This is a genomic window from Pontibacter beigongshangensis (assembly GCF_014332515.1).
Lineage (GTDB): Bacteria > Bacteroidota > Bacteroidia > Cytophagales > Hymenobacteraceae > Pontibacter > Pontibacter beigongshangensis.
In genome coordinates, this window is record NZ_VFSD01000006.1 from 62,638 (window position 1) to 86,969 (window position 24,332).

Genomic DNA, 24,332 nt, shown 5'->3' on the forward strand with positions numbered 1-24,332 from the left:
ATCAACTTCCTTAATAAGTAGTTATATCTGAACCTGAAGAATCAGGCAAAAAATACGGAACCATGAAAGAAGCTCAGTTAAAACACCTTTGGTGGCAGGAAGGGGTCATCTACCAGATTTACCCACGGTCTTTTCAGGATAGCAATGGCGATGGCGTTGGCGATTTGCAGGGCATTATCTCGCGCCTCGATTACCTGGAGTGGCTCGGCATAGATGCCATCTGGATATCTCCCATCTTTTCGTCGCCCATGGCTGATTTCGGCTACGACATTTCTGATTATCAGGGCATCCATCAGCTGTTTGGCACCATGGAGGATTTCGACAAACTCCTGGAGGAAGTGCACCGGCGGGGAATGAAGCTTATCCTGGACCTGGTTCCCAACCACACCTCCTACCAGCATCCCTGGTTTCTGGAGTCCAGGTCCTCGCGCGACAACCCGAAGCGCGACTGGTACATCTGGCACGATGCACTGCCTGACGGATCGGAGCCAAACAACTGGCTCAGTGTTTTTGGCGGCAGCGGCTGGGAATGGGACGAGACCACCCAACAATACTATTACCACGCCTTCCTGAAGGAGCAACCGGACCTGAACTGGCGCAACCCCGAAGTACAGGAGGCCATGATGAACGTGATGCGGTTCTGGCTCGACAAAGGTGTGGACGGCTTCCGGGTAGACGTTATGTGGCACATGGTAAAAGACAACCAGTTCCGCGATAACCCGCCAAACCCGAACTATGAGCCTCACATGGCCACCTACGAGCAGCTTATTCCGGCCTATTCCACCGACCAGCCCGAAGTACACGACATTGTGCGGAAAATGCGGGCCGTGCTTGATGAGTACGACGAGCGCATGATGATCGGCGAGATTTACCTGCCCATCCAAAAGCTAATGACCTATTACGGCAACGAGAACAACGGAGCGCATCTGCCTTTCAACTTTTTGCTGCTCTCGCTGCAGTGGGAGGCCCAGCTTATAGCTTCTAACATAGATATGTATGAGGGCGCGCTGCCCGAGGGCGGCTGGCCAAACTGGGTGCTGGGCAACCACGACCAGCCCCGCATCACCAGCCGGGTGGGCGCTGCACAGGCCAGGGTGGCCGCTATGCTCCTGCTGACGCTGCGCGGCACCCCTACCGTATACTATGGCGATGAGATTGGCATGCGCGATGTGCCTATTCCGCCAGAAGAAGTACAGGATCCGCAGGGCCTGAATATGCCAGACCTGCACCTGAGCCGCGACCCTTCCCGCACTCCCATGCAGTGGGAAGACAGCAGCAATGCAGGCTTTACCGAAGGCAAGCCCTGGCTCCGGCTCCCCGACTACTTCAGAAGAATAAATGTGAAAGTGCAGCAGGATGATCCCTTTTCGATGCTTACCCTGTACCGGCGCCTCATCAAGCTGCGCCACGAGGAACCGGCCCTGAGCATTGGCGACTATATTCCGCTGTACTCCGACCACCAGGTGCTGGCTTTTATCCGCAAGTCAGGCGAACAGCGCTTTCTGGTGGTGCTGAACCTGAGCCACAGGCCGTGCTACTTTAAGCCGAAGCATCACACGTTTACAGGCACAGTGGTACTTGCCACTTTCCCGGAGCGCGAAAATACCACCATAACCGAAAGCATAAGCCTGGGTGGCGACGAAGGTATTCTGGTGAGGCTGGATTCTTAACAGGAGCAGGGGCGGGCTGCCTGCGGTCTGGTGCCTTAGCTTACCTAGGCATAATGGCTGGTGCAGCACCAACGCTGCGCAAGGTCCTTTTTTATTCAAATAATTCAGGGGCTAGCCGCAGCTCTCTTGCAACTGGTGCCCTTCTAAGGCAGGAGCAGATAGCTCGTGAGGGGCCTTTTGATTAGAATAATTGACCAGCAGCGGCAACTCTCTTATCAGAATACCATCTTCACCTTATAGAGAACCAACAAAAGGGGGCAATCTTTTAAAAGAAAAATTAAACTAAAATATAGGTTGATGACGCATATTGGTGCAGCATATTTAGGAAATAATAATTGTGTGTTTACGGTATGGGCGCCTGAAAAAGAGGCCATGACCCTGCACCTGCTGTCTCCCATAAACCGCAAGGTGAAAATGCAACGGCATGAATGGGGGTATTTCAGAGCAGAGGTGAAAGACGTAAACCCTGGTGCCCACTATTATTTTATGCCAGACGGCGAAAAGGACTTTCCCGACCCAGCCTCCCATTTTCAGCCTGAAGGTGTACACGGTCCTTCAGAGGTAGTGGATCACCAGGCCTATGTGTGGCAGGACATTACCTGGCGCGGGCTGCCGTTTAAAGACCTGATTCTGTACGAGCTGCATGTGGGCACGTTTACGCCTGAAGGTACTTTCGAAGCCATCATCCCCCGCCTCGACAGCCTGGTAGAGACAGGCATCAACGCCCTCGAGCTAATGCCCGTCTCCCAGTTTCCGGGTGAGCGCAACTGGGGGTACGATGGCGTGTACCCCTACGCCGTACAGAACTCCTATGGTGGCCCAAACGGCTTGAAAAAACTCGTGGACGCCTGCCATGCCCGTGGCATGGCGGTTTTTCTGGATGTGGTTTATAACCACCTGGGCCCCGAAGGCAATTATTTTGGGCAGTTCGCTCCTTACTTTACCGACAAATACAGCACCCCCTGGGGCGAGGCCATCAACTTCGATGATGCCTGGTCGGATGGCGTGCGCGACTATTTCTCCAACAACCCCTTGCACTGGTTTGAGCATTACCACATCGATGGATTGCGGCTGGATGCCATTCATACTGTATTCGACAAAAAGGCTATTAATTTCTGGGAGTTAACCTATTATAAGGTGAAGTTGCTGGAGCAGAAGCTTGGCCGAAGCCTCTACATGACTGCCGAAAGCGACTACAACAGCCCCAAGGTCATGAAGTCGCCGGAGGTAGGCGGGTTCGGGTTCCAGGCGCAGTGGCTCGACGATTTCCATCATTCGCTTTATGTTCTGCTGAATGAGGACGGTAAAAAGTACTACGAAGATTTCGGGCAGGTGGAGCAGCTGGCAAAGGCGTACTCCGAAGGCTTTGTGCACAGTGGGGAGTTTGTGAAATTCCGGAAGCAGCGCCACGGCGCATCTTCGGCCGGCATTTCTGGCGACAAGTTCATAGCCTTTATCCAGAACCACGACCAGGTTGGCAACCATGTGGGCAGCCTGCGCCTGTCGGCTATTATAGATTTTGAGCGGCTCAAGCTGGCTGCTGCTGCCGTTATGCTGGCCCCTTATGTGCCCCTGTTGTTTATGGGCGAAGAATATGCCGAAGATGCTCCTTTTTACTACTTTGTGCACCACAGCGACGAGTCGTTGATCAAAGCCGTGCAGAAAGGACGTGAAGAAGAGTTTGCAGACTTTAACTGGGAAGCGGTGCCACCAAATCCACAGGCGGAGCAGACTTTTTCGGATTCGACGCTGCGCTGGGAGAAGCGGGAAAGAGGAAGGCACAAAACCATGCTGCACTGGCACCAGGAGCTGATCCGGCTGCGCCGCACCGAGGCGGCCCTGCAATGCTTCGACAAGAACCGCATACAGGTCTATACCATGGGGCAGGAAGGGCTGGCTATGGTAAGGAAAAGCGAAGATGAGCAGCAGCAACTGCTTTGCCTGTTTAACCTGTCTGACGAAACCCTTCCATACACCTTTCCTTCCTCAGCGGCTGATACCTGGAAAAAGGTGCTGGACTCCCGCCAAAGCAAATGGCAGACAGGCAAAGACAAAATTCCAGCCTCACTTCCGGCACAGGCAGCAGGAGGTGAAGATTGCCAGATACCGCCACTAACCGTAACCGTTTATAAGTCAGTAAATAAAATATGAGCCCTGTGCAGTCTGAGCTGAACAGGCGCTGATGCGGCACCATACCGCTATATATAATATAGGGCGCTGCGATTTGTTCTCAGAACCTTCACCTGGCTGGTTGCGCTGTACAACGCCCGTTGAAAGCCTTCGGCTGATGCTGCGGCAGATGGGCCGGTTTCCCGTTTAGGGGTTGCCAGGTAGCGCGTGATCCGGTTTCTCCATCCCTCCATTTACAATTTTCTATGTGCAGGCAGGCTTTCATCTTCGGTGGATGCCTGCCTCTCATAGCTTATTAGCCGGAGCATCAGGCAAGATCTGTTGCATTTTGGACTTTTTTGTTAGGCCTGTTTTTGCTACGCTAAATTATTCAAATGAAAACAGGCCTCCCTGGGTCGTACTGCTCCTGCTGCTCCTCCTTCTTTTCAGAATTCCTCTTTTTCACACCAGCGAGTTGATATTTGCCGATGTCGTAACCGGTCATCACTTTTCATGCATTTACTTGAGCTTTCTTGAAGTAATAGGGTTAGGTGCGATTGTTAACATTAAAAAACTATCAGTTATTAGTTGTCAATTCGGTTTTCTGCTAAGTCTTTTATTATGTAATCTTAAAAATTTTAGAGTAATGATTAAAAAAAACTTATTATGTTATTTTTTGTGTTTTAACCTTAATCATATGAAGATCAAAAAAGTAAACAACATCCTTTATTTAGATAAAAACCTGATAATCAGCAATTTGTAGGATTTGCAAAGCTGTTTTTGACATTTGTATTACTAATGATAATGACCAATAATTTAGTTAATAAGCAGATAATCAATGGGTTAAGAAATAATTGGCAAGGCAGATAAAAATGAAATAAATTTTTATGCGTAAAAAATAAAACATTGATAATCAGTGGTTTAATTAAATGGCTTTGATTGCTGTTAATTCAATAATTCCGTGTGTAAATTTAAAAATCGTTAATTTAACAGAAGATATTGTGTCTTATTTTCAATAAGCATACTTGTATAGTAAAAAATTATTTACTACCTTTTCAACCGCCTTTTGACCAAAGGACAAGAAACAATAGCTTTTTAATAGATGATTCAAACAGACAGACTAAAGCGAGGACTTTATACGCCCGAGTTAGAGCATGACTCCTGCGGTGTTGGATGCGTAGTAGAATTGGATGGAACCAAGACCCATGCCACGGTAAAGGACGCACTCACCATGCTGGAGAACATGGAGCACCGCGGTGCCACCGGAAGCGACCCTGAAACAGGAGACGGAGCGGGAATTTCAGTACAGATACCTCACGATTTTTTTGTGAAGGAACTGGAAGAATTTGCCATTAAGCTGCCAGAACCCGGAGCGTATGGTGTAGGCATGGTTTTTTTTCCTACGCTATACCAGGTTAGGGAAAAATGCCGGAAAGCCTTGAACCTGGGCATCAGGGCGCAAGGCTTTGAACTGCTGGGCTACCGACTGGTGCCGGTTAACGGACAGGTGCCGGGGCACGAATCCAAAGCTGTGGAACCGTATATCGAGCAGGTTTTTGTGAAACCGGCCGACCCGAACCTGCGAGGGGAAGATCTGGAGCGGAAACTGTTTGTGTTGCGTCAATCTGTTTCTCATGAGATCAAAAGAACAGTGGCAGGCGAAAACGGCACCTTCTTTATGGCCAGTTTTTCGGCTCGCACCATTATATATAAAGGGCAGCTCAAAACAGATCAGCTCGGCCGGTATTATCACGACCTGAGCGACCCTGATTTTAAATCAGCGCTGGCCATTGTGCACTCCCGCTTCTCTACCAACACGTTTGCCAACTGGAAGCTAGCCCAGCCTTTCCGGTTTATTGCCCACAACGGAGAGATCAACACCATTAAAGGGAACGTGAACAAGATGAAGTCGAAGGAGGCTTTGATGTCGTCTCCGCTGTTCACCGACGCGGAAATGCAATCGCTGCTGCCCGTTACGAACCCTGAATTTTCTGACTCGGCTAACCTCGATGCCATGGTGGAACTGCTGACACTGGCCGGCAGACCGCTTCCGCATGTGATGATGATGCTCGTGCCGGAAGCCTGGCAGGATAACAAGTTCATGGACAAGCGCCGCAAGGCTTTCTATAAATTCCATGCCTCGCTGATGGAGCCCTGGGATGGACCGGCGGCCCTTTTCTTTACAGACGGCACCCAGATCGGCGCCACCCTCGACAGAAACGGTCTGCGCCCGGTGCGCTACTGCATCACCAAGTCTGGTCGCCTGATCATGGCTTCCGAAACGGGTGCCCTGCCCGTAGATCCGAAGGATGTAATTAAGCGCGGCAGGTTACAGCCCGGCAAGATGCTCCTGGCCGACACCTCCAAAAACAGAATCTACCACGACGAGGAGATCAAGGAAATAGTTTGTAACGACAAGCCATATATGGAGTGGATCGAGCAGAACCGTATCCGGTTACCGCGCATTCCTGACCCACGGGTACCCGTTACAACCGTAAGACCGGAAGCCATACGCCAGACGCAGAAAGCGTTTGGTTATACAGCGGAAGACCTGCGCATGCTTATCCTGCCCATGGCTGTTACAGGCAAGGAGCCTGTTGGCAGTATGGGGTCTGATGCGCCGCTGGCCGTGCTGTCGCGCCAGAGCCAGCATGTGGCCAACTACTTTAAGCAGCACTTTGCCCAGGTAAGTAATCCGCCCATCGACCCGATCCGCGAGCGACTGGTAATGTCGCTTTTCACCAGGGTAGGAGAATCGCTGAACATACTAGACGAGACACCGGCGCACACACGCCAGGTGCATATCCGTCAGCCTGTGCTGAGAAGAGAAGATTACCACAAGCTGCCTTACCTCAAAAAGCAGGGCTTCGAATACCAGATCATCGATGCCACTTTTAATACAAGAGAGAAGGGCTCGCTGCAAAAAGCGCTGGATCTGATTTGTGCCGAAGCAGAAGAGGCTGTCCGTAATGGCAAAAAGGTGTTGGTTATCTCTAATAAAGCCATTAAGACGCAGCGTGCTGCCATTCCTTCGTTGCTGGCTGTTGGTGCCATCCATCATCACCTGATCGAGAAGCGCATCCGTACGAAAACGGGTCTGGTGGTAGAAGCCGGAGATGCCTGGGAAACCCATCACTTCGCCACCATTATTGGTTACGGTGCCAGCGCGGTGTACCCTTACATGGTGTACGATACCATCCAAAGCCTGTATGAGCAGGAAAAGCTTGACAACTCAAAGCCGCTGTCTTTCTATTTCAAGAATTTTATTGAAGCGATCGGAAACGGCCTGCTCAAGATTCTTTCTAAAATGGGCATCAGTACCCTGCAGTCTTACCAAAGCTCTCAGATTTTCGAGATTCTTGGATTCGGGCAGGAAGTGGTACAGAAATGCTTTAAAGGAACGACCAGCCGCCTGGAGGGTCTGAACTTCGAAGACCTGGAGAAAGAGTGCCTTACAAAGCACTTCTCCGCTTTCCAGAACAAAAACGGCATCCTGGAAATGGGTGGCTTTTACCAGTGGAAGAGAACTGGCGAAACACACCTGCTCCAGCCACAGGTTATTCACCTGCTCCAGAAATCATCACGCCTGGGCGACTTTATGTTGTTCAGGGAGTACTCTAAACTCATACGCGAGCATCAGCAGAAAACAGTTACCCTGCGGAATCTGTTCGAGTTCCGTAAGCGCCAGTCGGTTCCGCTAGACGAAGTGGAGCCCGTTGAAAACATCCTGAAGCGCTTTGCCACAGGGGCCATGTCGTTCGGTTCTATCTCGCATGAGGCGCATGCCACGCTGGCCATTGCCATGAACCGCATCGGTGGCAAGAGCAACAGCGGCGAAGGCGGCGAAGACGAGGCTCGTTTCAATCCGAAACCAAACGGCGACTCCGAACGATCTGCCGTGAAGCAGGTGGCTTCCGGCCGCTTTGGGGTAACCAGCCATTACCTGGCCAATGCCGATGAGATTCAGATTAAAATCGCTCAGGGTGCCAAGCCTGGTGAAGGTGGTCAGTTGCCAGGGCATAAAGTAGATCACTGGATTGCTCGTGTGCGTCATTCAACACCAGGGGTAGGCCTGATCTCTCCTCCTCCGCACCACGACATCTATTCTATTGAGGATTTAAAGCAGCTGATCTACGATCTGAAAAATGCCAATCCGAATGCCAGAATAAACGTGAAGCTGGTAGCTGAGGCAGGCGTAGGAACCATTGCCTCCGGGGTGGCCAAAGCGAAAGCCGATGCCATTATGATTTCCGGAGCCGACGGTGGTACCGGAGCCAGCCCGCTGAGCTCTATCCGCCATGCTGGTCTGCCATGGGAACTTGGCCTGGCAGAGGCGCACCAGACGCTTATTAAAAACAACCTGCGCAGCCGCGTGGTACTGCAAACCGATGGTAAACTGATGACCGGCTATGACCTGGCAGTAGCTACCTTGCTGGGTGCAGAAGAATATGGCGTGGCCACGGCAGCCCTGATCGTGGAAGGCTGTATTATGATGCGCAAGTGCCACATGAACACCTGCCCGGTTGGCATTGCCACCCAGAATCCGGAGCTCCGCCAGCTGTTTACCGGCGACCCAGCCCACCTGGTGAACTTCTTCACCTTTATGGCGATGGAACTCCGGCAGGTAATGGCGCAACTGGGCTTCCGGACTATCAACGAAATGGTAGGCCAGTCGCAGGTGCTGAAGGTTAGAACCGACCTGGACCACTGGAAACTGAAAAACCTGGACCTCTCGCCAATACTGTACCAGGAGTATGTTGGTAATAACGTGGGCACTTACCACCAGATTTCGCAGGATCACGAGATTGAGCATGTGCTCGACAGAGAACTGATCCGCGATTTTGAAGCTGGCAAAACGGGTGTGATGGAGTACAAGATCAAGAACGTAGACCGGTCGGTGGGTGCCATGCTATCTTACGAGGTATCGAAGAAATACGGCAAGGCGGGCTTGCCGGAAGACAGCTTCACTGCTGAGTTCCATGGCTCGGCCGGCCAGACCTTCGGCGCATTCCTGGCACCCGGTATCACGTTCAAACTGGTAGGTGAAGCCAACGACTATATCGGCAAGGGCCTTTCCGGCGGAAAACTGATCATCAAACCCTTCAAAGAGTCTAACTATGTAGCGCATGAGCATATTATAACCGGCAACGTGGCCTTTTATGGCGCCACAGCCGGACACGCCTACATTAATGGAATGGCAGGGGAAAGGTTCTGTGTACGAAACTCAGGTGTAGAGGCTGTAGTGGAAGGCATAGGCGACCATGGTTGCGAATACATGACAGGTGGCAAAGTGCTGGTGCTGGGCGAGGTTGGCAGAAACTTTGCCGCCGGCATGAGCGGCGGCATGGCCTTCGTGTTCGATTGCAACAGCACCTTCAACGACCAGTGCAACCTCGACATGGTAGACCTGGAGCAGCCAGATGCATCGGACCTGGCCTGGATCGAGCAGAAGCTGATAGAGCATTACAACTACACCGGCAGCGCGCTGGCGCAAAGGCTGCTGGATAACTGGGAAGAACAGCAGAGCATCTTCCGGAAAGTAATGCCGCACGACCTGAAAAAAGCCATGCAAGTAAGTATAAACGAATCTTTAAAAGTAGTAGCCTGATGGGAAAAGCAGACGGTTTTTTAATATTTGATCGTGAGTTACCTTCATACCGCGATCCGAAAGAAAGAATAAACGACTCGAAAGAAATATACCTGGAGTTTCCGGTACTTAAAACACAGGAGCAGGCGGCGCGCTGCATGGATTGCGGCGTTCCTTTCTGCCACAGTGGCTGCCCCCTGGGCAACCTGATTCCTGACTTTAATGATGCCGTGTACGAGGGCGAGTGGGAACGAGCCGCCGAGATATTGTACGCCACCAACAACTTCCCGGAGTTTACAGGCCGAATCTGCCCTGCTCCGTGTGAGTCCAGCTGCGTGCTCTCTATCAACAAGCCGCCCGTTACCATTGAGCACATCGAGAAATCGATCGCGGAGAAGTCGTTTGAGCTTGGGCTGGTAACGCCGGAACCTCCTAAAAAGAGAACAGGCAAGAAGGTGGCTGTGGTTGGTTCCGGTCCTGCCGGGCTGGCAGCTGCCGCTCAACTTAACAGAGCCGGCCACCTGGTTACGGTCTATGACAAAGCAGAGAAAGCGGGCGGCTTGCTTCGCTACGGCATTCCGGACTTTAAGCTGGAGAAATGGACGATAGACCGCCGGTTGGAGATACTGGAGCAGGAAGGAATCAAGTTTGAGCTGGGCGTGGAGATTGGCAAAGATGTGACGCTGAAGAAGCTGCACAAAAAGTACGACGCCGTTATTCTCTGTATTGGCTCTTCCAAGCCACGTGCGCTCACCATTCCGGGCAACCACCTGAAAGGAATACATTTTGCCATGGATTTCCTGACGCTGCAGAACAGAAAAGTGGCCGGAGAAACCATACCGGCAGACCAGGACATTGATGCCCGCGATAAGCACGTGATCGTGATTGGCGGTGGCGACACCGGCTCCGACTGTGTGGGAACATCTAACCGCCAGTTCGCCAAGTCTATTACGCAGCTGCAATACCGCAACATGCCTTCTACGCAGCGCCTGCCTTCTAATCCGTGGCCGGAGCTCCCGATGGTATTTACGGCCTCAAGCTCCCACGAAGAGGGTTGCGAGCGTAGCTGGGGCTGGCTGAACAAAGAGTTTATTGCCGACGAGAACGGGTATGTAAAAGGCTTGAAAGTGGTGGAGCTGGAGTGGAGAAACCACAGAGAGTACACCGAGAAGCCCGGCAGCGAAAGAATTCTGCCCTGTGACCTTGCCTTTATCGCCATTGGTTATGAGCGCCCTGAGCACGACGCCTTCCACGCTAACTTCGATTTTGAGTACGACAACAGAGGCAACTTTAAGCTGCACAACTGGCAGACCAGTGTGCCGGGCGTGTTCTCGGCCGGCGATGCCTACCGGGGGCAGTCGCTGGTGGTTTGGGCCATTTCCGATGGCCGCGAAGCCGCCCGCGCCATCGATATCTACCTGATGGGAGAATCAAACCTGCCATCTAAAGAGATCTCCAAGTTAGAGCTGGCTTAGTTCCGGATCTGAGATGTAGGATTCTGTTTCACTTCATACTTTTCATACAAAAGACTCCTGTCGCTCATGTGGCAGGAGTCTTTTTTGGGTATAATACCACTTTTGATTCATTTGTTCGCCTTTATCCCCAATGCTGTCCCCTGTCAGCACCTTCTTTGCATGAAGCAGACTAATTGCTGACTTACCCAAAGTTCGTTGTCAGGGGACAGCGAACGGAAACCTGAAGCGATTAAACCAATTAATAGTGATATAAAGGAAGAGCAGCAGCAGCAGCAAAGCCTCCGGAAGAGCAATTTCATTGGAATAATTTGATCGGAGCTCTGTTTGTGTCCCCGAAATGCTCCGGCAACCAGGATTTTCAGGATAAGCCTGGAGAGAAGCTAAGGCGTAGCCTGTACGTGGTATGGAAACCTGCGGAGCAGGCTCCGTTTTGTTTAGAAGGTACTCTTTTCTGTAGCCAGCGAGGAGGAGCCTGGCTGCATCTCATCTTTAATAATGACATTTATCATCTTTCCTCTCCCACCATTTTCTGAATTTTGCGGGTATATCCACTTCAACCAAAATGCAAAACCAGTTCAAAGTCCTTACTTTATCTTATAAGAATGCACCGATAGCAGTTCGCGAGGCTGTGGCACTCAACGAGATTGCCTGCCGGAACCTGCTGGACAAGGTGAAGGAGTTTACGGGAGCAAGTGATGTATTGGTATTGTCTACCTGCAACCGCACAGAAATTTACTATGCTGCAGACAAAGCATTTGACCAGGAATTGATAAAGCTGATCGCGCTGGAAAAAGGCATGGTGGTGACGCCAGCCATTGCCTCTTGCTTTCTGCACCTCACAGACCACGATGCTGCCGTCAGGCACCTGTTTCATGTAGCCCTGGGGCTGGAGTCGCAGGTGGTTGGGGATGTGCAGATCCTGAATCAGGTAAAAAATGCTTACCAGTGGTCGGCAGATGCAGGTATGGCCGGTCCTTTTCTGCACCGGCTGCTGCACACGATCTTTAATGTGAACAAGCAGGTGGTAAATGAAACCGCTTTCCGCACCGGGGCTGCGTCTGTGTCTTATGCCACCCTGGAACTGGTAGAGGAGCTTACCCAGCACAACAGCAACCCCCGGGTGCTCATAATTGGGGTAGGGGACATGGGAAGGGAAGTCTGCCTTAATTTTCAGAAGTCAGAAATAAGCAATCTGGTAGTTATAAACAGAACCCATCACAAAGCTGTGGAGCTGGCGCAAAAGGCAGGTGCTCGTGCCGTGTACTGGGAAAACGTGTGGCAGGAGATAGAGCAGGCAGATGTTGTGATTTCGGCCGTGCCAGGCGATTGCTTCTTTATTTCGAAAGAGCAGGTAGCGCAGATGGCCACCCACAGGAACCGGTTCTTTATCGATATGTCGATGCCACGGAGCGTAGACAGTGAGCTCGAATCGCTGCCGGGTGCTTACGTTTATAACATCGACAATATCCGGAATCGCACCTCAGAGGCGCTGGAGAAACGTTTGGCGGCCATTCCGCAGATACACCAACTCATTTCAGAGGCTGTGGCAGAGTTCGATTCATGGACACGCGAAATGGTTATGTCTCCGGCCTTGCAGCAATTCAAAAATTCTCTGGAGCAGATCAGGCAGCAGGAAATAGCCCGCTACACTAAAAAGCTTGGTGCCGACGAGAAAGCGATGGTAGAAGCCATCACAAAAAACATCCTGAACAAGATCGTGAAACTTCCTGCCCTGGAGCTGAAAGCAGCCTGTCAGCGAGGTGAGGCTGAAGCACTGCTAGGCAGCCTGGCTATTCTTTTTGATCTGGAAAAGGAATCGGCCTAAAATAGTAGGAGGTATTAAGGTCTCAAATTCTGAATATCTAAGGAAGCTTCTGCTAAGCATCAGGCCACCATAGGGCCGTGCCGCTAGGCTATTTCCTGTCTGGCATATCCAGCTGTAGCGATCGTTTTAGCTTTAGACCAAAACCAACGCTAAGTACATGCAGGTAAAACCTATGCTTGTCCAAATTAAAAATTAGAAATTATGGTTGATATACTTTTGGATAGCTAAATAAGTATCAAACCTTTCTAAAAATCAAATTGGAGAAGTATTAGTCGTATAAAAACAGGAGCAGCAGCAGAGGGAGCGGCTTCTGGAGGGCATTTTTGATTGGAATAATTCGGGTGTCCTGACAGGCTTTTCTATTCTATTGAACTCGATACTACTAACATGAATGTACCTAATGCAGTTTGGGCACTACTGCTCCAACTAAGTTGAAAACTCAAGATCCACAGAATCCCTCACCCGGAGAACATTACCCTGCCTGCTTCAGGATGGTGTAATCAGGAGGTCGAATTACTAGAGGCCAAATTGCCTTAAATGATGGTCAGAGTGTTTATAAACTAAAATGCCAATCTGCTCCTTCGTCATTTTCCCAAAGAAATCGTGTATAAAGCCTGGATTATCATAGTTTTCATAAGCCTTCGTTAACGAAATCCATTTCAATTTCTCTGCTTCCAGGTCACCGTTTATTTGTTTTACTTTGAATTGGGCGGAGGTAGGAATATTCTTGTCAAACGGTTTTTCATCCTTGATCATTCTCCGCAAGGCTATTTTCCCGAATACTTTACCCAGAAAGGCCTGCTGATAGGTGTGATCCTCCTTTCCCAAGATCCAGCCGTTCCAATAGGTATTGTGCCTGGCCATTTGAAAAACGTTCATGTGGCCCCACTGTAGGTTGCTGTCTTCGCTTAGTAAAGTAATTCTCTCTATCAGTTCTTCTCTGGTAGCTTTGTCAAAGACTGTCTTCATGATGCTTGATTTTTTTTGATCGATGTACGCCCTGATGAGATCAACCAAGGTGGCAAAGATTTTCTATGCAAATTAGGGATAAGTCGAGCGAATAAAGGGGTGTGAAGCAGACAATTTCAGGGGCGAATGCGCCAGTGTTTCCCCTTGTTTGATCCTGAAGAGCGCTGTTGTCGGATAATTATTGGCACCTTTCCCTGCAAAAATGCTTTTAGCAGGGCTTTACAAAATATTCCGCCAGGCTCCTGTATTTTCAATTCCAATCAGAGACATTTTTCAAGCCTCTACTACATAGAAATCTAATTAAAAACACTCCAGTATTAATTATGGTTTTGCTGGATAGTATTGATGCAGGTAATACCATCTGGTATGAAGGAGGTTCCATATGGCATTGGCTGATTGGATAAAAAAAACTACAGGAGCTACCAGGCAGATGAGGTTGCCAGGTGCACCGATTGACGATTTTTTGTTTGAGCGTTCAGCGAGTGGGGGAAGGGGCCCTCGACAAACAAAATCGTCTTGATTTTTTTGGTTCTTTTTGTATCAAGGCAAAAAGAACAAAGACACGGGCAATAAAACAAGCTGCCGCCGCAGACAGGTAAATAAGTGGCTATGCTAACTTAAACTCCCTAGCCAGTAGCCATTGCGTTAGGCTCTCGCCCACAAGATCCCTCCTGGATGACAAAAGGAGGCTATATGGTGAGAATATGGAAGCAACTAAATACGATTTGGTATAACCCAGTACAGAGTAGCCACTTTCATTTTCTTAAATCAAAAAAGCCTTTAAACAAAACCGCCACCCCTGCAGCAGCAAAGGTGGCGAGTTGTATTAACTTATGGCAGCACTAGTGGCGGCAGGAGCATTGTTCTCCGGCTATGCCCACAGCATGGGCATCCGCGTTTTCGTGCCAGCTGAAGGGGCTGGCGTAGCGGTTGTTTTCCCAGTAGAACTTGCCGGGCTTGCGGTCGTAGTTGCCGATTTCAGCCATAGTGGCGGCATCGTAGAGGCGGCCGTTTACCATGGTGTAGCGCACGTGTTCCGTGTTCTGGATGTTCTCGAGCGGGTTCTGGTCCAGCACGATCAGGTCAGCTAGCTTGCCAACCTCCAGAGAGCCTATTTCTTTGCTCATGCCCAAGTATTCGGCCCCGTTAAGCGTGGCAGCACGTAAGGCTTCTAGGTTGGTCATGCCACCTTGCTGCAGCATCCAGAGCTCCCAATGGGCACCCAGGCCCTGTAGCTGCCCGTGGGCGCCGAGGTTTACTTTCACGCCGGCATCTGTCAGTTTCTTGCAGGCTTCCGATACCTTTATATAGCCGTTTTCATACTCCTCGTCCGGCACCTGCGTCACGTGGCGCGAGCGGCTGTCGATGACGGATCGTGGGGTGAAGCGGAGGAGACGTTCTTTCTCCCACACCTTGGTTTTCTGGTACCAGTAGTATTCGCCATTCACAGCACCGTAGTTCACGATCAGGGTAGGGGTGTAGCCGGTGCCACTGGCGCTCCACAGTTTTACCACATCGTTGTAAAGCGGCGCTATCGGAATGTTGTGCTCTATGCCGGTGTGGCCATCCAGGATCATGCTCATGTTGTGGAAGAAGGTAGAGCCACCTTCGGGCACCACGGTCATGTCGAGTTCGCGGGCTGCCTGTATTACCTGCTGGCGCTGCTCGCGGCGTGGCTGGTTGTAGCTCTTTACAGAGAAACCACCCATAGCCTTGATGCGCCGCAGGTGCGAGCGAGCATCGTCGAGGTTGTTTACGACGGCCTTAAAGTTTCCATCGGCACCATAAAGTACCGTGCCCGTGGAATAAATGCGCGGCCCAACCATTGTGCCCGCCTTTACGGCTTCCGATTGGCTGAACACCATTTCGCTGTTGGAGGAGGGGTCGTGGGTGGTGGTAACGCCGTAGGCCAGGTTGGCATAATAGGACCACTGCTTCTGCGGACTCATACCCAGCCTGAAAGTGCCCATGTGCGCATGCACATCCACCAGACCCGGCATAATGGTTTTACCGGCTGCGTCTATTACTTTGGCTCCTGCCGGCACCTGCACGTTGGCTCCAATAGCTACGATCTTGTTGCCATCTACCACCACGGTGCCACGCTCAATTACTTCATCGCCTTTCATGGTTATGATGCGGGCATTGGTAAAGGCTACTTTGCCTTGTGGTATATCGGTGGGGAGCACCAGCCCAATTTTTGTGCCGGTGGTATCGATGGCCGGCAGTGTGTCAGGCGCGCCTTCTACAAACTTAAAGCGGGATTTGAGATCGTTCGAGAAATACTCATCGCCGGTCACCCAGTTTAATTTTTTGCTGTCGGCAGACCAGTGGATGCTGGTGCCGAGGTCGCGGGTGAAGCGCGATACAGGTACCGCCTTTGTTTCGGCGCTCAGATCCAACGCCCCGCCATGGGGGGTGAAGGGAGCAACAAAGCCGTTGAAGAGTTCTACAAAGGCAATCCATTTGTTGTCGGGGCTCGGGTAAAACTCCGTGGCGTATTTAGAGGTGTAATGCGTTCGTTCTTCGGTACCCTGCAGGCTAATGCTCTTAAAGGCCGTGTTGCCCTCTTGTCTGCCGGTAAAGAAAACCCGGTCGGAAGTTGCGTTAAATTGCGGGGCTGTTCCTTGCTCTGTTAGTTTTACGGCAGCTCCGCCTTTGGCTGGCATATAATAAATGCCGGGCTCTTTGCTGAAGGCATGGCCCAGGTGGTTGTTGCCGCTTTCGCGCGTGTACACGATCAGCCTGCCATCGGGGGAGAAGGAGGCGCTGGTATAGTAGCCTTTCTCTGTGGTCAGTTTGGTTGGCTTCGGGTTTCGCTTGCTGATGTCGAGTTTGTGCAGCGCGCCCAGGTGCTCGTCGTTCCAGGTGGCGTACACAATTGTTTTGCCATCGGGGGCGAAGGCCGGGTAAAACTCAAAATCCTGGCCGTTGGTGATGCGCTCCGGCTTTCCGTTGGGCAGGGCTTTTTTATACAAATAGCCAGCTGCGTTAAATACCAGTGTTTTACCATCTGGCGAGGTAACCGCATGGCGAATGGCTTTGGCAGTGAACTGGCTCGGTGAAAGACCGTTTTTGCTGTGGTCGTGGCGTACCGCTTCTGCAATGGCATGTGTGGCAGTAGCCTCAAAGGGAATAACAGAAGCCTTAAACGTAGCGATATCTACTTTGTTGATCTTGCCGTTGGCCCAGAAGATCAGGTTTTTGTTATCCGGGGTCCAGGCGAAGTTGGGATACACGCCAAAAATAGCCCAGGCTTCCTGCTGGTCGTGGCTCAGGTTATCGTACACGGGCCATTCTTCGCCGGATTTAAGATCGTGCAGTAACAGCACCGATTTGGTGCGGACTCTTCTTACAAAAGCCAGATACCTGCCATCCGGCGAAACAACCGGCCGTACGGCACCGCCTGCCCCGCCTGTCACGTTTGTTATTTCGCCTGTGTTGCGGTCAACCCGGCGAATCATATAGATCTGCGTATTCGGGTCTTTGTTATACTGAAAGGTAGTGCCGCCGCTCATGTCTTCGGAAAAGTACACATAACGGCCATCCGGCGATACCCAGGGCTCGCCTGCGTCCTGCTGGTCGTTTTTGCGTTTGGTGAGTTGCACGCCGCTGCCGCCCGCTCGGTGGTATAGCCACATTTCGCCGGCACCCAGCGAGCGGGTAGCCGTAAAATGCTTGCGGGCAACCAGGAACTCACTGTCCGGGGTCCAGACAGCATTGTTGAGCAGCCGGAAATTTTCGTTGGTTACCTGTTTCGGATCAGAGCCGTCGCGGTTCACGATCCAGATGTTGTCGCCACCGGCGCGGTCGGAGGTAAAGGAGATGTATTTGCCGTTGGGGCTATAACGTGGCTGCACCTCGTAGGCCGGGCCGCCGGAAAGCAATGTCGCTTTGCCACCCGAAACGGGCATGGTATAAATATCGCCGAGCAGGTCGAACACAATTTCCTTTCCGTCCGGACTCACGTCCAGGCTCATCCAGGTGCCTTCGTCGGTGGTGATGGTTATTTCTTTTTGAGGTCCGCGGGGCTCATCCACTTTCCATTTGGGGGGCTCTTTCTTTTCCTGGGCAATGGCTACCCCAGCCGGTAAGGCCAGGGCAGCCGCCAGAAACAAGCTTAAAAAAGCGTGTTTAGACATTGGTAAAAGGTAGATGTGGTTTTTTCCAGAGCCCAAAGATACAAAAATTTTGGATTTTATAGAGCAAAAGAAGCTGGAGATTAGAAATAAGTTTGTTTGGTAAAACCGCCCGCCCCCTTGTTAAACCTGAAATCCGGTGAAATAGCCGCTATCTAATAACAAATGTTTCTTTGAAAACTGACGAAATTGGTATCCGCTGCAGTAGATGAAATAGGCATGGGGAGGATCGTTGTTAGATTCGTAAAATATAAAAAATAAGAGATAATCAGTAGTGAATAAAATGGTTGGGTGCTGTATTTTTGAAATATTCATAATTTATACAACCTTTTATTTGAGCCAAATTAGGAAGTCCTTTAGCAGTTCAGAAATGATCTAGGAGAGTCTGGCGGTTCCCAGGCGGTTCTGGTAAACTCCTGTTTTGTGTAGTCTGAAGAATATAGCTAACCCGGTGCTCAGACGGCTAACACCAGATAGATGAGCTTTCTCTAGTAAAGAAGCAGCGGTGGGTAGGCTAAGTACACTGAAGTAAGATCTGCCGGATAAACAGCAGCAGCAGCAGCAGAGGTCTCCGAAGGGTGGTTTTGATTAGCATAATTCCGAACGAGAGACTGCTTTCGCTTCTCAAGCAGACCCAACTGTATTTACTTGAATGTAGTTGGGGTGCCTGCATTAGATTAATTACCAGGGTTATACATTCTAAAAAATGAATATAACAGCTTTTGTATATAAACAAATGTTAGTTATATTTACTTGTTGTTGCAGCTTAGTTTACTTATGAAGCATTTAGGAAAATTTACAATTATGCTCCTGCCTTTCCTTTTTGCTTCCTGCAAGAAGAATGAAATTAAATCACTTCCACCTATCACTACAACAGGCGCTAACACGATGGGAGCCATTGTGGACGGAAAGGCCTGGGTGGCCAATGGTGGTACCGGCTTCCAACCTCCTAAACCTGTAGAGGGTGGTTATCAGGCAGTAAGACCTTATGACGAAACTAGAAATAATATATATATATAAGATTTTACAAAAAAGATCAGACTAAAATCCAGCTTTACCTCAGAGATGTGTCAAAACCTGGGGATTATGTTCTAAACTCCACCACTAACCTGTTTGGTGGAGAACTGAGGCAGCCTCAAAATTACGGAGTATACATTATTCCCGGTAAAGTGTACATGACCACCAGCAGGTACACGGGAGTAGTGACCATTACCAGGGCCGATACCGTGAACAAGGTCGTATCCGGTGTGTTCCGCTTCAGAGCCGTGCATGGGCAGGACTCGGTGCTGGTCAGCAGCGGCAGGTTCGATGTGGGCAGGCGCTGAAGCCATTCTCTGAAAATATTTCTTGAACCATAACCTGTCACATGTATGAAACAAATTTACTTGCTTCTCCTGCTTGTCTTACTGGGATTAAGAGCTTACGGGCAGGCGCACCCCGTCGAGAAGAGCGATTTTCAGGCAGAGATTGCCAGCATCATTTACAACCTGAATAAGAGTTACCCCTCCAGTGGTATTCTTTATAATAGCTTGTCCTTCAAACCCTAGCATTAAAAGTACACTTTGGAGCAATAGGCAAAAAGAAAAATATATACAATAAAACTTTAACAGAACATGCTATGAAACACTTAATAAAATTTACATTCCTGCTCCTTGCCTTGCTGTTCGCCTCCTGCAAGAAGAACGAGCTGGATCTGCTGCCTGCTGCCACAGCAACAGGCGCTAACACGATGGGAGCCATTGTAAATGGCAAAGCTTGGGTAGCCAATGGCGGTACAGGGTTTCAGCCTCCTAAACCAGTAGAGGGTGGATACACCTCAACACCCTATGATGAAACAGGAAATAATGTCTATATCCAAGCCTACAAAAAAGATAAGACACAAATACATATTTATCTCAGAAACGTCTCTAAGACAGGAGAATATCTACTGGATTCATATACTAAAGTATTTGGTGGGGAGCCAAAACAGCCTCAAAACTATGGCATTTATTACATACCAGGTAAAGTATATATGACCACCAGCGAACACACAGGAAAAGTCATTATCACTAGAGCAGATACTACTAATGGAATAATATCTGGAGTTTTTCATTTCACCGCAGTTCATGGAGCAGAAACCACCACTGTCACGAATGGCCGCTTCGACATGAAATTCTAACCCTTAAATTCTTCTTTATTATGAAACGAACAAGTATGCTCCTGCTTTTGCCGCTCTGCCTGCTGCTGGCCTTCTCCTGCAAAAAGAAAGATGTAGCTCCCATCGACCAGTTGCCCGCCGCCACGCAGGAAGGAAAAATGACCATGGGTTGCCTAGTAAATGGTAAGGCCTGGACGCCGAAGGGCAATAACGGCACACTGAGACTTGGCTTTATCTACGAGCCGGGTTATGCAAACGGTTCCTTTAGCTTGGGAGCATATAGATTATTATCAGATACTGACCAAGAGTTTCTGACTATAGGAGGAAGTAACCTGAACAGCCAACGGGAGTTTTCCCTGGATGGTTCAGATGTTTCCTTGGCTAGTTATATGCGCCTGACTGCGGGAGGTGTATGCTTCTACTACAGGGAAAGCGAAGTCTACCGTGAAGGTAAACTTGTCATTACCAGGCTTGATGTACCCAACCATATTATTGCTGGTACCTTCGAGTTTACCCTGGCCAGGCCGGGCTGTGATACCATCCGGGTCACCGACGGTCGCTTCGACATGAAATTCTAACCCTTAAATTCTTCTTTATTATGAAACGAACAAGTATGCTACTGCTTTTCGCAGTAGCATGGCAATGCGCTATTGCCCAAACCTCTCCGCTGCAAGACAAACTCAACCACGTCTTCGCCAACATCGACAAGAGCCAGATTCCAACAGGTTTTCTGGAAGAGTATGGCGTACCGCTGGTGCCGCTGGATGTCTTTAATGGTATTCTCTCAGATAGCAATAAGGTTACGATGGATATCTGGCGGCAGGCTTATACTACCCTCTATACTTCCCGCATCAATGGTTATAACCCGCTTGATGAAGTTTCATTTGTGAATTCAGACCTGGAACATTTTAATTATATTGATCCAACAGTAGTGCCTGTACCAATGGTGCTGGCCAATTATAATAGCTTGCGCCCCGACGCCTTATCTGCCAATCTGCTTTATGTACATAGCGACCAGCTGTATGATATACCCGGGCGCACCCAAAGCCCCTATAACACCAGTACAATTTTTGCGGCTACTCCTGTGGCAAACCATGCCAGAACGGGCAGCGTTTCGATAGTTTTTGAGCCTGGGATATTTTATAACACAACCGGTAAAACACTCAGCACTATTCAAATAGATTTCGGAGATGGCAGGGGCTACTTGTCCGCCTCGTGGTATAACCCCATCACTTCAAATTACACTTCAACAGGCACGAAGCAACTAAAAATTAAAGTAACCTTTACCGATAACACAACAGCCGAATGCTATTCCGTTATGGATGTACAGGAACTCGGTTCTGTTGCTGTAGCCCGCTATACGCCTATAACCAGCATACCACCCGTCATTTTTGCCCCTACAGCAAACCATTCCGGAGGCACAGTATCTGTACGCTACAGTATCAATAACACTACAAACCAGATACAAAAGCCACTGATAGTAGCCGAAGGTGTTGATTACTCCTTCAGAGCGCCTAAGATACAAGGTAACTATTCCTTCTTACATTTTATAAATGACATAAACAGGCCTGCTGCATATGATTTTAACTTTCAGCTTGACAATTTGGCAAGCTATGACCTTATTTTTCTGGATTATCGCGATGGCGCTGACGACATTGTTCGCAATGCAGCTCTGCTACAGGAGGTAATTTCCTGGGTAAACAACCAGAAAGCGCCCGGCAGTCCGCATCAGAACGTGGTGTTGGGCATTAGTATGGGTGGCCTGGTGGCACGCTATGCCCTGGCCAACATGACCAAGCAAAACATACCTACCCAAACCCGCCTGCTGTTAACCCACGATACGCCCCACCGCGGCGCAAATACTCCACTGGGCGTGCAGGCGCTTACCCTGGCAGCCAACGATGTGCTGCTTGTGCAGGGGCTGCACCTTTTTAATATTATACCACAGGTGGAGCAGGCAGAAGCAACACTTCTAGCTCCTGCCAGCCAGCAAATGCTTATCCTAAGAGCCACCAACGGTACTGGTGGCGTGACCAATAACACGTTCCTGGATGGGGCCTACCGCACCATGGTCACATTTTCGCCATCCGGTCCGCAGCCAACCTACCAGTTTAAGGCCACCAGCCTGGGGTCGCAATGCGGTATCGGTTCCTTAGCGCCCGGCACGGAACTGGCAAAAATAGAGGGTAATTTTTTTCTTTCTCCTATTCCCTGGGTAAGAAGGAGATCTTTTAACACAGAAATAGAAGTAAAGGCTCTTCCTGCTTACGGCACCACTACACAAATTTCAAAGCTTCGTATCTGGGTTAATTATAGGATACTGAGTTTTATAAGCATTAATATAAATCTTACCAATAAAACGGCGAACTCCCCTGCCGGTGCCCTGACCTGGGATGGCGCTCCCGGCAGCACACAAAGTATACGGGCTCAGGCAGGCAGCGAGCTGCCTGATTTTGAGTTCAGCTTTTTTTCTTTCCTTAACATGAGCATTAGCAATAGCCTGGCCGATTATTTTTGCTTCGTTCCCACAGTTAGCGCTCTCGATATCGATAATATCACGCAGAGTAGTTTATACGGCGTTTATGCCAATGCTACTACCCCGCCCGCTACTGCCTCAAGAGCCGCCAACTTTATAGCACAAGAAAGGTTTAGGTTTGCAGGTAACCCTGCAGCGCAGTCTAATATGATACATCCATGGTTTACGGCACGCAACGCCGAGTGGCTGTTCAGGGAAATGGAAAACCCTTTAGGAAATAATTTAAATTGTACACAGGATTGTGGCAATACGTATTATACAATGCAGGGCCCCTCCATCGTTTGCACCAGCCAGGCTTACCAGATAGATAACCTCCCGACCGGTGCAACGGTAACCTGGAGCGCCAGCGGCTCCATTGCCATAGCGGGGTCCAATACAGCCAATCCGGTAAATGTAACCACAGCAGGTAATGGCGCAGGAGTATTAACAGCTATGATAAATTCCTCCTGTGGATCCGGCACGGTAACAAAGAATGTGCTTGTCGGCCCGCTCTCCAGGAAGACAGGAAACATCATGTGGAACAACGAGCTTATTGCCCAGGGCACCTCCAATACTTTTTATGCCGGTGAGAATATTTGTGCCAGCACTCCTTACCAGGTAGAGCTGGCTTACGCAGACGCTTATGGCAATCAGGCAGGCCCCAACAGTTATGATATATGGTTCGAGGTAGACCAGGGTAACGGCTACATGGTAAGTACCTTGGGCAACAACAGCTTTGAGATCTCCGTCAACAATCCTTCCTATATCGGAACCTTACAGATCCCGGTCCGGATTAGAAACCAGTGCAACGTCGTTGGCGAAACGCTCTATGTGAGTGTGTATGTCCAGCCCTGCTGGGGAGCATATTCCTACACAATCTCTCCAAACCCTGCCGGAGACGAGCTCGTGGTGGCCTATGATCAGGGTGAAGAAGAAACGCTGATGGAGGATGAGAAGGCAAAACCCTTTGCAGTAGTGCTCTACAACGACAAAGGAGAAGTAGTGAGGCAGGCCCACAATGCAGACAAGACGAACAGACTTATCTGCAACACCCGTGATCTGCCAAACGGCACGTACATCCTACACATAACAGACGAGCAGGAGACGATCAAAAAACAGATCCTCATCAAGCATGAGTAGCTTCTGAACTTCCTGATCTGGTTAGGTGGCAGCCGGCAAAAAAGTATAGCAGCTTTTTTGCCGGCTGCTTTACTTTCCGGGGCCCATTACGTTTATGCCCTGCTTTTGCTCAAATGCAAAAGCGCTCCACTTAATCTACCTCAAACGCATAAGGCAGCTGGAAGCTCAGCGGCTGGTTCCGGCTGTGGATCTGCTGCAGGAAGTGGTCCAGTTCCGGTTTATACTCCAGGTGGTAATCTTCGTGCAGGTTTTTGCGGATGAGCTGCGTTGTTTTGAGCAGCAGCCGGGCCGTTGCCGTAAAAAAACTTTTGTAATACCCCTCGAAATTGCCGGTATAGTGCTCAAAGACCAGGCGCAGCGTGTGCAGGTGCAGGTCCACTTCCCCCTTGGCGTCTTTGGTGATGCGCTTAAAACGGGCTATCTCTTTCACCGCTTTTCGCAGGGCCTTGTTGCGGGCTTTGCTCATGTTGCGGCCGCTGGCGTTGTGCAGCAGGTCCGTAATAGTCTCGGCAGCCTGGTTGTACACCTCCTGCAGCGTTACTTCCTCTACCAGTTCGTAAGAGAGCATGTCGTAGAGTTCGGCGTCGCGGCGGGCGGCTTTCAGGATAATGGCTTCTTTCTCTTTGTCGCTCAACTGGCGCACGGCCTGGCGCAGAGCAGGAGATATGGCAGGCATGGCAGCGCTGGAGTTTAGTGGTGCTTTTCAGCAGATACGGTAAAACAGGCCCGGCAGGTTCAACGCTACACAGCAGCAGCAGCAGCAGAGCCT

Annotated in this window: 14 protein-coding genes; 11 read left to right on the top strand and 3 right to left on the bottom strand. The window is 50.1% G+C overall.

The genetic code is table 11. The features are described 5' to 3' along the window. Positions 1-62 precede the first annotated feature (62 nt). The 5 genes from FJM74_RS07110 to hemA all read left to right on the top strand — a co-directional run bounded on the left by FJM74_RS07110 (position 63) and on the right by hemA (position 12,666). A complete protein-coding gene (locus FJM74_RS07110; RefSeq protein WP_187261895.1) occupies positions 63-1,670 on the top strand; it encodes an alpha-amylase family glycosyl hydrolase in 1,608 nt (535 codons plus the stop codon). A 297-nt stretch (positions 1,671-1,967) separates the two neighbouring features. Further along, positions 1,968-3,821: a malto-oligosyltrehalose trehalohydrolase gene (gene treZ, locus FJM74_RS07115; protein WP_187261896.1), complete on the top strand. Its 1,854-nt coding sequence runs from the start codon at positions 1,968-1,970 to the stop codon at positions 3,819-3,821. A gap of 1,060 nt (positions 3,822-4,881) precedes the next feature. Beyond that, on the top strand, positions 4,882-9,387 hold the full coding sequence (gltB, locus tag FJM74_RS07120) for a glutamate synthase large subunit (protein WP_187261897.1): 4,506 nt from the start codon (positions 4,882-4,884) through the stop codon (positions 9,385-9,387). Then, entirely contained in the window at positions 9,387-10,841 is a 1,455-nt protein-coding gene (locus FJM74_RS07125) for a glutamate synthase subunit beta (RefSeq protein WP_187261898.1), read from the top strand. Before gltB ends, FJM74_RS07125 begins: the two co-directional genes overlap by 1 nt. A 562-nt stretch (positions 10,842-11,403) precedes the next feature. Further along, a complete protein-coding gene (gene hemA / locus FJM74_RS07130; RefSeq protein ID WP_187261899.1) occupies positions 11,404-12,666 on the top strand; it encodes a glutamyl-tRNA reductase in 1,263 nt (420 codons plus the stop codon). 516 nt (positions 12,667-13,182) lie between these two features. Here the strand turns inward: hemA and FJM74_RS07135 are convergent. Together FJM74_RS07135 and FJM74_RS07140 are read right to left on the bottom strand one after the other, a co-directional pair. After that, a complete protein-coding gene (locus FJM74_RS07135) occupies positions 13,183-13,635 on the bottom strand; it encodes a DUF1569 domain-containing protein (protein WP_187261900.1) in 453 nt (150 codons plus the stop codon). An 842-nt stretch (positions 13,636-14,477) separates the two neighbouring features. Then, positions 14,478-17,774: an amidohydrolase family protein gene (locus FJM74_RS07140; protein WP_187261901.1), complete on the bottom strand. Its 3,297-nt coding sequence runs from the start codon at positions 17,772-17,774 to the stop codon at positions 14,478-14,480. A 774-nt stretch (positions 17,775-18,548) separates the two neighbouring features. Here FJM74_RS07140 and FJM74_RS07145 point away from each other — a divergent pair. From FJM74_RS07145 to FJM74_RS07170, 6 genes are all read left to right on the top strand, one after another. After that, positions 18,549-18,791: a hypothetical protein gene (locus FJM74_RS07145; RefSeq protein ID WP_187261902.1), complete on the top strand. Its 243-nt coding sequence runs from the start codon at positions 18,549-18,551 to the stop codon at positions 18,789-18,791. A 26-nt stretch (positions 18,792-18,817) separates the two neighbouring features. Beyond that, positions 18,818-19,096, top strand: a complete 279-nt coding sequence (locus FJM74_RS07150) for a DUF6252 family protein (RefSeq protein WP_317175542.1) — start codon at positions 18,818-18,820, stop codon at positions 19,094-19,096. A gap of 45 nt (positions 19,097-19,141) precedes the next feature. Next, positions 19,142-19,318, top strand: coding sequence for a hypothetical protein (locus tag FJM74_RS07155; RefSeq protein WP_187261904.1), 177 nt, complete (start codon positions 19,142-19,144; stop codon positions 19,316-19,318). A gap of 71 nt (positions 19,319-19,389) precedes the next feature. Further along, positions 19,390-19,929, top strand: coding sequence for a DUF6252 family protein (locus FJM74_RS07160; RefSeq protein ID WP_187261905.1), 540 nt, complete (start codon positions 19,390-19,392; stop codon positions 19,927-19,929). Positions 19,930-19,949: 20 nt separating this feature from the next. Then, a complete protein-coding gene (locus FJM74_RS07165; protein ID WP_187261906.1) occupies positions 19,950-20,486 on the top strand; it encodes a hypothetical protein in 537 nt (178 codons plus the stop codon). 20 nt (positions 20,487-20,506) lie between these two features. Further along, positions 20,507-23,563, top strand: coding sequence for a T9SS type A sorting domain-containing protein (locus FJM74_RS07170; protein WP_187261907.1), 3,057 nt, complete (start codon positions 20,507-20,509; stop codon positions 23,561-23,563). A gap of 130 nt (positions 23,564-23,693) precedes the next feature. Here the strand turns inward: FJM74_RS07170 and FJM74_RS07175 are convergent, their stop codons facing one another. Further along, positions 23,694-24,239 (bottom strand): hypothetical protein, encoded by a 546-nt coding sequence (locus FJM74_RS07175; protein ID WP_187261908.1) that lies wholly within the window; start codon positions 24,237-24,239, stop codon positions 23,694-23,696. Between the last annotated feature and the right edge of the window lie 93 nt (positions 24,240-24,332).